The organism is Pseudoalteromonas sp. MMG006, from assembly GCF_018101025.1.
In the GTDB taxonomy this organism is placed as follows: domain Bacteria; phylum Pseudomonadota; class Gammaproteobacteria; order Enterobacterales; family Alteromonadaceae; genus Pseudoalteromonas.
The window spans coordinates 155210-167354 of the sequence record NZ_JAGJEJ010000005.1; the positions used below are offsets into that span (position 1 = coordinate 155210).

Sequence of the window (12145 nt, forward strand, 5' to 3'; positions counted from 1 at the left end):
TACTGCTAATAAAGCCGTTGCGAAAACATTTGATACTAATTCGCTGAATTAATTGATCTATTTTAAGGCTAGAAAAACATGTTGTTAGCTATGAAAAAATTCGCTATTTAGTTGTCCTAAGTGTGAGTCTTTAAAACAGGTAGCGACACGTTTAGCCCCGCGAATGATTAAGTATTTTTGCGGATTGGTATAACTAGGTACAAAAAACCGGAATGACACAAGCTGTGCATTCCGGTTTTTTTATGTGCTATAAAAAGGTAAATAAATAACTAAATACTTATTAATCTTCTTTTTTAGCTTTAGGTTTTGCTTTAGGTTTTGCTTTTGCTTTAGCCGGGGCTTTTTTAGCAGCCGCTTTCTTTTTAGGCGCCGCTTTTTTCTTCGCTTCTTCTACCCATTTACCCGCTTCATAATGAGCAGTCCAGCCTGTTGCTTTACCGTCTACTTCAGTCATTACATACTGAGATTTATTTTTACGGCTATAACGCACAACGGCAAGATTGCCATCAGGGTCTTTAGCTGGCGCATCTGCTAAGTAATAAAACTTAGGTGAAATACGATCTCTAAAGCGTTTTAACTCTTCTACCTTAGGTGCGCGTGTTTCACGTGATTTAGGAAACGTATTAGCAGCTAAAAATATACCTGCCGCGCCATCACGCAGTACAAAGTACGCATCAGACTTTTCACATTCGAGCTCAGTGATATGAACAGGATCTTCTTTCGGTGGCGCTGCTTCACCATTTTTGAGTAACTTACGAGTATTTTTACACTCTTCGTTATTACAGCCAAAGTACTTACCAAAACGACCTGATTTAAGCTCCATGTCAGAACCACATTTATCACACTCGATAATGGGCCCATCGTAACCTTTAATCTTGAAAGTACCCTCTTCAACTATATGCCCTTGACATGCAGGGTTGTTACCACATACATGCAGTTTTCGAGTTTCATCGATAAGGTATGAATCCATTGCCGTTTCACAAATTGGGCAACGCTTCATTTGCATTAGCTTTTCAGTTTCTTCATCTTCTACATCAGCAGCAACAGCTTCATCACCCGACACTAAATTCATCGTTGTAGTACAACGCTCTTTAGGCGGTAAGCTATAACCTGTACACCCTAAAAACACACCCGTAGATGCTGTTCGAATACCCATTTTTCTGCCACATGTAGGACAGTCAATATCGGTTTCAACCATTTGATTAAGGCGCATGCCACCTTGCTCTGGCTCATCTTTAGCTATGTTTAACTGAGTAGAAAAATCAGCATAAAATTTATCAAGCACTTGTGTCCAAACGCGCTCGCCTTCAGCGATGTCATCTAAACGACCTTCCATTTTTGCTGTAAAATCAAAGTTCATTAAATCAGTGAAGTTTTCAACTAAACGGTCGGTAACTATTTCACCCATTTTTTCAGCAAAGAAACGACGGTTTTCTACGCGTACATAACCACGATCTTGTATTGTTGAAATGATTGATGCATACGTAGATGGTCGACCAATACCACGCTTTTCGAGCTCTTTAACTAGGCTTGCTTCACTAAAACGCGCTGGCGGCTTAGTAAAGTGTTGCTTAGGGTCAAGTTCAATTAAACTAAGTACTTCGCCTTCTTTAACAGCTGGTAGTGATTGATCTTCTTCATTCTTTTTGCGTACTGCCGGCTGTACTTTTGTCCAACCATCAAAGCGAAGCACTCGCCCTTTTGCTTTAAGTTGAAAATCGTTAGCTGCAACAGTCAATGTTGTTAAGTCGTATTCTGCAGGTACCATTTGGCACGCTACAAATTGGCGCCAAATTAGCTCATAAAGCTTTTTAGCATCCGCATCTACGCCTTCTACATGCCCAGAAAGCACACTTACACTTGAAGGGCGAATCGCTTCATGCGCTTCTTGTGCATTGCCTTTTGAACTGTAATTAATTGGATCTTTTGGTAAATATTTATCACCAAACTCTTGTGTTACATATTCGCGGCACATTTCAACAGCATCTTTAGATAGATTAGTTGAGTCGGTACGCATGTAAGTAATGTAACCACCTTCATACAAGCGCTGAGCAAGCATCATGGTCTTTTTAACACCATAACCTAAACGGGTACTTGCAGCCTGTTGCATAGTTGAAGTAATAAAAGGAGCACTTGGGCGACTCTTACTTGGCTTTTCCTCAACACTTATTACTTTGTATTCGGCACTCTCAAGGCTTTTAACTGCTTCTGTAGCCTGAGCTTCGTTTACAGGCTTAAATGGCTTGCCTGCTTGTTTGGCTACTTCTAAACGTAACTGTGACTCAGCGTTTTTAACATCAGCATGAATATCCCAAAACTCTTCTGGGATAAATGCTTTAATTTCACGCTCGCGCTCTACAAGTAAACGAACTGCAACTGACTGTACTCGACCGGCAGATAGACCACGTGCAACTTTAGCCCACAACAAAGGCGAAACCATAAAACCTACAACACGGTCTAAAAAGCGACGTGTTTGCTGAGCGTAAACCATATCGGTATTTAACTCACCAGGGGTTTCAAAAGCTTGTTGAATCGCATTTTTAGTAATTTCGTTAAAAACTACACGCTTATACTTTTCAGGTTTTCCGCCAATAATTTCTTGAAGGTGCCAGGCTATTGCTTCCCCTTCTCTATCCAAATCCGTTGCGAGGTATATTTGGTCTGCATTTTCAGCCAATTTTTGTAATTCTTGAACAACTTTTTCTTTACCTGGCAATATTTCGTAATGAGGTTTCCATCCTTTTTCTGGATCGATACCCATACGCGCAACTAAATTTGTGTAATCTCGTTGCTGTTTATACGCTGCTTTTTCTTCTGGTTCCATTTTGCGAACTTCTGCTGGCGTTTTAGTTGCCGGCACTTTAGCTTTGCCCGAACCTGAAGTAGGTAAGTCTCGTACATGCCCGATACTGGACTTTACGATAAAATCATTACCTAAATATTTATTAATTGTTTTAGCCTTAGCAGGTGACTCTACAATTACTAGCGATTTGCCCATAGTTGCCTATTTCTAACCAAATATTTAAAATGTGTTTTGCCGGTATAAACGGCGCGAATATTTATAGGTATATCTACAAACACTAATTGTTACAAGCTTTTAATACAAACTTTTCTGTATTTACTGAATAAACGAACAATTTTTGCTGTTAAATTAAACAAACAGGTGTTTTTAGATTATTTGATGTGGAATATATAGAACACAATGAAAAATGCCAACCTAAAGGTTGGCATTTTAAATACTTTATTTATTCTAAGATTTTGGTTCATCCAAAATCGACATCACAGAATATTGAGTTTTAACTCCCCCTGGTGTTTCAAACTCTATGTATAAAAAGCCAGAATCCACATCATCAGGCTCTGCCTCTTTAGTAATATTGACAGTCACTGAATTTGGTACTTTTTGCGCCGTGTTAATAACAGTATAGTTAGTCAATCCCTTCAATACCGCGTTATCAGATGTTACTGCTACAGTGGTACCCGCCGGTAATGGATTGTTGTGAATATCACTGAAAAATATAGTAATCGAAATTGCACTGTATGGCGTTGAGTTGCTGATATCAATAAGGTTTATGTCACACATACCTGCCATATCAGAAGTTTCTAAGCGAATACCATCATTTAAACTACAGTCATTCAATGCCGTTACAGCTCTAACGTAAGGTGTGCTACCTGACATAATTAGCTCAGAACTCGCGCGCACATTTACTGTTTCACGGGTACATGCATTTGCAGCTAGAGCTTCATCACTACATAACAAGCCATTGTATTTACCATCAGCACTGTCATACAGACCATTATCTTGTGCACCTGTGCGCTCCACATACCATTCATCTTCACCACCATTGGAATCAACAGGGTTAGTTGGTGCTGGTAAATTTCCATCAAACACACCATTTTCATTAAAATCTATAAAAGCTTCAGGTAAATCTTGTAAAGTTGAATCAAACTCGTTTTGATTAAATTCACCGTTAGCAGATACATCATTAAATGACTCTTCACCAACAGAATAAGCAAGCAAACTAACACGTCCACCAAGGGGATAATCAATTGGCGCGTCATTAGGCGCATCGGCTAATGCAATAGGAACGCCCTTACTATCTAAATAACTAATTAAGTTACCATCTACGTCTAGTTGTGACTCTCTAATACCTAAAGTACAAGGTGCTGGTTGTCCAAAGTAACGATCGCATTTGTCTGCAACAGAGTTATTATAAATGCTGTAATGGTATGGAATTGGGTTTTGGCTACGCCACTGCGCTTTGCACACTCCGTCTATGGTGCGACAAAGTAATAAAGGTGTAAATTGTTGCTCATCAATAGTGCCTACCGCCCCCCCTTCACTGGCAATATAAATTGCCGTATTATCTGGTACAAAATTATTAAAATGATCGGCTGCAAATACGGTTAAGTCTGTAGTCACTCCAGCTTCGTTTAATGACTCAGTATTAAACGTTTGCACTGCAAGTGTAAAACTGTCTTGATCTGGTACGCCTGTAGTAATAGTAATATCATTAGATACAATAGAGATCACACTGTTTTGTGAGGTATCACTACTGTCAATTTGATGAGATGCAATAACAGATAAAATACCAGCAGCTTTTCCTGAGCGGACGTTTACAGTCACTAACCCTTCATTATTGGTGAATTGAAATACGCTATCTAATAGCGCGCCACCGGGATTTTGTGAAAGTGAAAAATCAATTTGCTCTTGACCTACTGGATTTCCATTTACATCAAGAAGTTTAAAGGTGAGCTCTGAATTTTCAGTCAAGTTTTGACCGCCAGTTCCTTTAATAGCTAATACTTGATTAGTCACTCCCATAAACGCGATTGAGCCTGTCTCAGCCGCAGCTACGTTTATGTTTATGGTCTTTGTTGCAACATTACCACCAGTAACCACAGTGGCGGTAATCGTATCAATACCATTGCAGCCATTAGCTTTATAAGTTGCACTTGCTGTACCACCAATACTAGTTACTATGTTATCGATAGTGGCCCTGGGAGTCGATTCTTCTGCGCAGGCAGAAGTAAATTGCACCTCCAACGGTGTCGTAAATGCATTATTACTACCGTCTACAATCTGAGCTGTTACAATAGTGGTAGAGCCAGCAGATAGCACATCACTCGTGGCAATACTTGCACTTAAATTTACATTTACTTGAACAGCGTTAATTTCAAATAAAGCACTCGCAACTCCGCCCTGTGCTGTTAATTCAACTTGACCCACACCTGAGCTACTGCCAGGCAATAAATTCAAAATAGCAACACCAAACTCATCAGTTTTAGCCGTTAAACTTTCAGGTAATAAAATGCCTAGTGTGGTTGTCGCCTGAACTAGTACATTACTTGCTGGAGTATTACTGCCAGGTTGTGTGATTTTGGCGTAAACGATGGCTTGCTGCCCAAGTAAATTACTATTTTGTGAACAACTCGATGGATCAAGCTCAAAAGAGTCTCTATCTATATTTAACCAGCTATCAGGACAGTTCTGTAAGATTTTAATGTCAATATTTGCCGCAGAGTCATCAGATTGCGGCTCATCTCCTGCGGTATAAAAACCTAGTTTACTGCTAATATCTTCATACGATGCTACAATGGTGCCAGCACCCTCAATACTACCAGCCTCCAGCTCAATAGTCGCTATCCCATTAGTATCGGTTAGAGCACTGCCCGTTGCGGGAATAAATGAACCTAGCGTGGTTGTAAAACTAATCTCCTGACGTTGCACAGGCAGCCCATCAGAATCTAAAACAATTGCTGTTATTTCCAATGGTGAATCAGCTGTAACAATACGGTCTTCAAAAGTAATTTCAATATTCGCTGACTGTACGATAGCCTCATCAGCAGCTTCCCCTGTATCACCATCTAGTGTACCGCTGCCTTTTTCTAGTGACCCACCGCCACCACAAGCTGTGAGTAAAAAACTAAGCAATAAAATGCCGAGCAGTCGCATTAAAGGCATGAACCTCTCCCTAGGGTTGTTATTATATGTAAGATTAATTTTCACTTAATATTAACCTATAACTTAGTCTAAAATCTCAGTTTTCTATTACTTTTTTGTGTAAAAAAAATTTAAATAAATACTAATTTTTTCTGTAGTAAATATTTCCTTGCTGGTAGTCTATGGCAAATTTATAAAATGTAGATCAGGGAATATGTCAAAAGTCCGTTCAATGAGTTTAACCACTCGCATCATGATTGGTATGGCGCTTGGGGTTGCAGTAGGTTTTATATTTCAGGCTATATTAGCTGGTGAAGACGATTATCTAATACCACTTGGGTTATTCTCTTTGCCAATTAAAGCCTTTTTTGTAGATGGTATTTTTCATGTTGGTGGTCAAATATTCATAGCTAGCTTAAAAATGCTAGTGGTTCCGCTTGTATTTGTATCGCTTGTTTGTGGTACATGTAGTTTAAGTGATCCTAAAAAATTAGGCCGCTTAGGCGGTAAATCTATTGGTTTGTATTTATTAACCACTGCGGTTGCAATTACAGTTGCTATCACTCTTGCTTTATTATTCAGCCCAGGTGAAGGGATTAGCCTTCCATCGAATGCAACTTACGATGCTAAAGAAGCACCGACCCTTGCCCGTGTAATTATAGATATGTTCCCTACTAACCCGTTTGAAGCAATGGCTAAAGGTAATATGCTTCAGGTCATAGTGTTTGCACTATTATTTGGTGTAGCAATGGCACTAAGTGGTAAAACAGGTAAACGCGTAGCAAGTGTATTTGAAGACTTAAATACAGTTATTTTAAAACTTGTAACATTATTAATGAATATAGCACCTTACGGTGTATTCTTCTTAATGGCGAAACTATTTACAACAATTGAACTTAACTTAATTGTTAGCTTAGCTAAATATTTTGGTGTGGTTGTACTCGCCTTGTTATTACATGCGCTGGTAAATTACACATTACTGTTAAAAATCCTGACAGGTTTAAATCCACTGACCTTCTTAGCAAAAATGAAGCACACGTGTTTATTTGCATTTAGTACCTCAAGCTCTAGTGCAACTATGCCTATCACGCTTGAAACAGCAACAAAAAAACTAGGTGCAAACAACTCGGTGGCATCGTTTACCATACCGCTAGGCGCTACTATCAACATGGATGGCACCGCTATTATGCAGGGTGTAGCCACTGTGTTTATTGCTCAAGTGTTTAGTGTTGATTTAACTATTTCTGATTATTTAATGGTTATATTAACGGCAACACTTGCCTCTGTAGGTACTGCGGGCGTGCCCGGTGTTGGTTTAATTATGCTAGCAATGGTGCTCAACCAAGTAGGACTTCCAGTAGAGGGGATTGCAATAATTATCGGCGTAGATCGCTTACTTGATATGACACGCACTGCGGTTAATGTTACCGGTGATTGTATGGTCACTTGTGTGGTTGCTAAATCTGAAGGCGAGCTTGATGAGAGCATCTTCAACGACCCAAATGCCGCTAAAGACTTAGAAGATTATCACAAATCTATCGACTCGTAATATCGAGTAATATAGTGATAAAAAAACCTTGATGTTTTGCATCAAGGTTTTTTTTGATTATTAATAATTAAGGATTCATCGACTTAAATTTAGAAAGTAAGCTTACCCCAACCTTGTTTACACCACTGCTTAATCCAAGTGCCAGTTTATCGCTTAGTCCCTTTTTAACTTTATATTTTACTTTATATATTTGACGCTCAGATTGCTGTTCTAATAAAGCATCATCACTGGTTTTAATAACATCTACCAAACCTTTATCAATTGCTTGCGTTGCAAACCAATGCTCACCTGTAGCCACTAAATCAATATTTAGGCTTGGGCGCTGCGTGCTTACAAAGGTTTTAAATAAACCATGGGTTTCTTCAATTTCGTCGCGAAACTTTTCACGTGCTTTATCTGTGTTTTCACCAAATAATGTGAGAGTACGTTTAAATTCACCTGCTGTAATTTGTTCAAACTCTACGTCATTTTTCTTTAATATTTTATTAAAGTTAGGAATTTGTGCAATCACCCCAATCGAACCTACAATTGCAAATGGCGCTGCAAGTATTTCATCAGCTACACATGCCATCATATAACCGCCGCTTGCTGCTACTTTATCAATTGCTACACTTAAAGGAATACCCGCGCTTTTAATTCTCTGTAACTGAGATGCAGCAAGTCCATAGCCATGAACAACCCCACCACCACTTTCTAAACGCACTAATACTTTATCTGTTTTAGGATCCGCAATCGAAATAATAGCAGTCACTTCCTCTCGTAAACTTTCTACTTCGTGCGCGTCCATACTACCGGTAAAATCGACTACATATAAACGAGGCTTTGGATCATCACTGACTGTTTTTTTACTCTGCGCTTTTAATTGCTTTTGATGCGCTTTTAACTCTTTTTTAGACAATGTATTGTGCAAAAAACTTTCCTTGAGCTCGTTAAGTTTTTCAGATACATCTTCAATTTCAATCTCACCATTTTTCGCTTTTGGCTTAACGGCGGAAGCAACTATAAGCATTAACACAACGGCAATTGCGATAACAAATGTCACTGTTTTGGCAAAAAACAAACCGTATTCGTATAAAAATTCCAACTGGTTTCTCCATTAATAAATTTAAGTTAATTTATCATGCTTTTAACCAAAAAAAAGCCACTATACAGTGGCTTTTATAAGTTAACGTTTAAAGTAGTAGATTAATCAGTAACAACGTCACTATTTGTTACTAATAACATACGACCGCGTGTTGCTAAGTAAACAGCAACCTGCATCTGCATTTCTGCATTTGCAGCCGCGCTTCCCTCTACAGTAGCGGCCTCTGCAGCATCTTGAGCTGGCGTTAATATAGAAGCGTGGTGCCCTTTAGTAAATTTAACTAAATAGCTTGCTGGTGTTTCGCTTGATGGCTGAGTTGTACTTACAGTCTCTAGACCCATAAAAGTGGCCAGTGGAATTGTGCCCGAAATAGGGTTATTTGCAGCCATTGGTGGTATAACTTGGTCAGGCTTATTATCCTCGCCATCACCTACAACAACATTTGTATAAACAGGTGTGCCTAAAGCTTTAACCGCTGCCGCATAATTTGTTGGGTCACCGCTATCAAGGGCTGTTTGTGCTGCAAATGCAAACTGAGTAAAGACATCTTGAATATTAGTAAGCTTGCTTGTTTCGCCAGCTGTAGTTAAATAAGCTACATACTCGTCATAACCACACGTTAAATACGCTTCCATATCTGGTAAAAATGTACCACAGTTTGATACAGCATCAGCTTGTAAATACGCGTTAAACTCATCAGCCTCTGTTGTACCAGCTTGAGATAACACTGAACCTTGAATAAATGGGCCAAATGCCGCCGACTCAAGTAAAAAACTAGCTATACCGCCACCGCCACTGGCAAGTGCAATAGTGTTGACGTTAAATAATGGATCAAGCGTTTCTTCCATAGGCGCGTTTGCTTGAGCAATAAATGCAGGCGCAACTATAGATCCTAGTGAATGCCCTACGTAAGTTACATCTTTACTGTTAATCGTCCCATCATTAATAAAGTTCAAGCCTAAACGTAAACCTAACAAATCAGCGACAGATTGACGCAGGCTATCGCGAGCAACTAGTAACGAACTTAAGTTCATGTAACTAAGAACAGAGCCTGTGGTTGCATTGAAGTCGTCTCCAACCTGTTTAGCAGAGTTAAGCCCATCATCACCAACATCTATTCCACGCTCACCGTGGCGAGGATGATCAATTGCAACGGTAGCAAAACCCTGGATTGAAAGCTGCGCAGTTAAAGCAAGCATACTTTCTTTATTTGTCGTAATGCCATGTTGCATAATAACAACAGGCCAGCCACCTTCTGGGATACTTTCAAGCTCAGGTAGACCATAAGTTGAACGATAAACATTTATATCAGCTAAAATTGGCTTTGTGATTTGTACAGGTATGGTCTCATAGCTTTGAGCTAATGGAACGGGGTTATATTTAGTTAAATGCCGAGTAATATCAATTTTTGGATAATCATGTAGTTGAGCATTTATTTGCTGACAAACGTCTTCATAGGGCCCTTCGACAAACATAGTTGCATCAATTTCTTCTTGCTTACCTTCATCTCGTAATTTTTGATCTGCGGCTAATTGATTTAATACTGCAACGGGACTTGAACACATAGCTTTCCAGTATGTGTCATTCAAAGCGCTTATTTCTGTACCTGTAGGTGTTCCTAAATACATAGGTAATGTAATGTTACCTTTTAAATACTGAACACCAGAAAAAGCAGCTGATACTGGCACACCACCTGCTGCAAAAACTTGCTGAACATTTACTACATCTTGTTCAGGTACATTAACCATTGGTGTTGGCAATGCATCGTTTTGCAAACTAGCTGCAAGTAAGTTTTTAATGGTACCAAGTACAGGCCCTGCTGATTGAATCGTCATCGCAGAAGAAAAGATAATATCGTCTTTGGTAATATCACCAGAACTAACCACTACATTTTCATAACTATTTACAGCCGCTTGAAGACCCAGCTGAGCATCTGTTATTAAAGGAGCTTCTTCACTTACTAAAGCATAGGTAGAAGAAGGTTGAATAGAGCGCCCTAATGAATCTTTAAGCCCCGTAGTTAAAACATTTATATAAGAGCTGCCTGGTGAAAATGGTTTAAGCGGTATAACAGCAACGCCATTACCAGAGGCCTGAGTTATAAAATCTACACCAAAGGTAAGTTCACCTACTAATTTACAGGCTGTACCAGCGGTAACTACAGAGCATTCTGCATCCGTTAAACTTGCGCCCATTACCACTTCAAAAATTCTTAACGTACCAGGGCTTGCAGCTGATGCTTCATCAAGTGATACATCACTTGGAAATGTTAAATCAATTTTATAAGGAACCTGAGAGGACCAACCATCTAAAGCCCCCAGAGCTAGTTGAGGGTCTGAGTACGCAGCGCGAGATATAGATACATTATCATCATCTAGCTCCCCAGGAATATTAAGTGTACCGTCTTGAGTACCGCTCATTAATAAGTCATTAGGGACAGATAAAACGCCATTTGCAGGGTCGAAAGTAACTGTTGCATTGGGGACTATAGTTGCACTGTCATTCTTAACATCTTCTAACGTTTCTCCGCCGCCACAACCTGCTAATGCAGCTGTAACAGAGAGTGAGAGTAGCATTTTTTTCATATTGTTGGCTCCGCACAAATCTTATTTTTATAGTGTGTGTTTTAAGTGTGTTAAAGTTAAAATAATGTAACCGATTTATTAATGAGACATTAGACCAGTTAAACTTAACGTAAAGTATCTATTTTCGCCACCTAAATTTACAATAAATTCGATTACTTCAGGTTTTGCTATGTTAAAATCATAAAAATTTTATGAATTGGTAATTTTATGCACACTTATCAAGCAGCTGAAAACGCATTACAAGACAAAGTTATTTTGATCACAGGCGCTGGCGATGGTATTGGCCGAGTAGCCGCAATAACCTATGCAAAACATGGCGCAACTGTAATTTTATTAGGGAAAACAACTAATAAACTCGAGTGTGTTTACGATGAAATAGTAAATGCTGGTTACCCACAGCCCGCTATAGTCCCACTGGATCTTAAAGGGGCGACTAAGCAAAACTATCGTGACTTAGCTGCCACTATAGAAAGTCAATTTGGACGCCTTGATGGATTACTTAATAATGCCGGAATTTTAGGGTCTCTTGGGCCACTTGAGCATTTTTGTTCGTCTACTTTTGAAAACATAATGAAAGTAAATGTAACCGCACAAGCAATGATCACTAAAGCGCTTTTCCCTGTACTTCGTAAATCAAAAAGTGCCTCTGTCGTTTTTACATCTTCAGGGGTGGGACGAAAAGGCCGTGAATTTTGGGGGCCATATGCTATTTCAAAATTTGCTGTAGAGGGCATGATGCAAACATGGGCGTGCGAAGTCGGTAAAACATCTATTCGTGTAAACTGTATCAACCCAGGTGCCACCAGAACGTCTATGCGTGCTGCAGCTTACCCAGGCGAAGACAGAGACAAACTTGCCACGCCGGAAGATTTAATGCCAACCTATTTATATTTAATGAGTGATGACTCATCATCAGTAAATGGCGAATCACTTGATGCGCAACCTAAAAAATAAAATATATTTTTAATTATCAAAAAAGCCGCATT

General features: G+C 39.3%; 6 protein-coding genes. 2 read left to right on the top strand and 4 right to left on the bottom strand.

Translation table 11 applies throughout. The features are described 5' to 3' along the window. Nucleotides 1-280: 280 nt before the first annotated feature. Nucleotides 281-2998, bottom strand: a complete 2718-nt coding sequence (topA, locus tag J8L73_RS07560) for a type I DNA topoisomerase (RefSeq protein ID WP_211015849.1) — start codon at nucleotides 2996-2998, stop codon at nucleotides 281-283. A 252-nt stretch (nucleotides 2999-3250) separates the two neighbouring features. Beyond that, a complete protein-coding gene (locus tag J8L73_RS07565) occupies nucleotides 3251-5962 on the bottom strand; it encodes an Ig-like domain-containing protein (RefSeq protein WP_211015851.1) in 2712 nt (903 codons plus the stop codon). 193 nt (nucleotides 5963-6155) lie between these two features. Here J8L73_RS07565 and J8L73_RS07570 point away from each other — a divergent pair, with 193 nt between their 5' ends. Continuing rightward, nucleotides 6156-7490, top strand: a complete 1335-nt coding sequence (locus J8L73_RS07570; RefSeq protein WP_211015853.1) for a dicarboxylate/amino acid:cation symporter — start codon at nucleotides 6156-6158, stop codon at nucleotides 7488-7490. Nucleotides 7491-7557: 67 nt separating this feature from the next. Here the strand turns inward: J8L73_RS07570 and sohB are convergent, their stop codons facing one another. Both sohB and J8L73_RS07580 read right to left on the bottom strand, forming a co-directional pair. Next, complete coding sequence (gene sohB / locus J8L73_RS07575; protein ID WP_211015855.1) at nucleotides 7558-8574, bottom strand: protease SohB; 1017 nt, start codon at nucleotides 8572-8574, stop codon at nucleotides 7558-7560. A 101-nt stretch (nucleotides 8575-8675) separates the two neighbouring features. Next, the gene (locus J8L73_RS07580) at nucleotides 8676-11159 is read right to left on the bottom strand and encodes a VolA/Pla-1 family phospholipase (protein ID WP_211015857.1); all 2484 of its coding nucleotides are present in this window, start codon (nucleotides 11157-11159) and stop codon (nucleotides 8676-8678) included. A 207-nt stretch (nucleotides 11160-11366) separates the two neighbouring features. Between J8L73_RS07580 and J8L73_RS07585 the strand changes: the two genes are divergently transcribed. After that, nucleotides 11367-12113 carry a YciK family oxidoreductase gene (locus J8L73_RS07585; RefSeq protein WP_211015859.1) on the top strand — a complete coding sequence of 249 codons (747 nt, stop codon included), beginning with the start codon at nucleotides 11367-11369 and terminating at the stop codon, nucleotides 12111-12113. Nucleotides 12114-12145 lie beyond the last annotated feature (32 nt).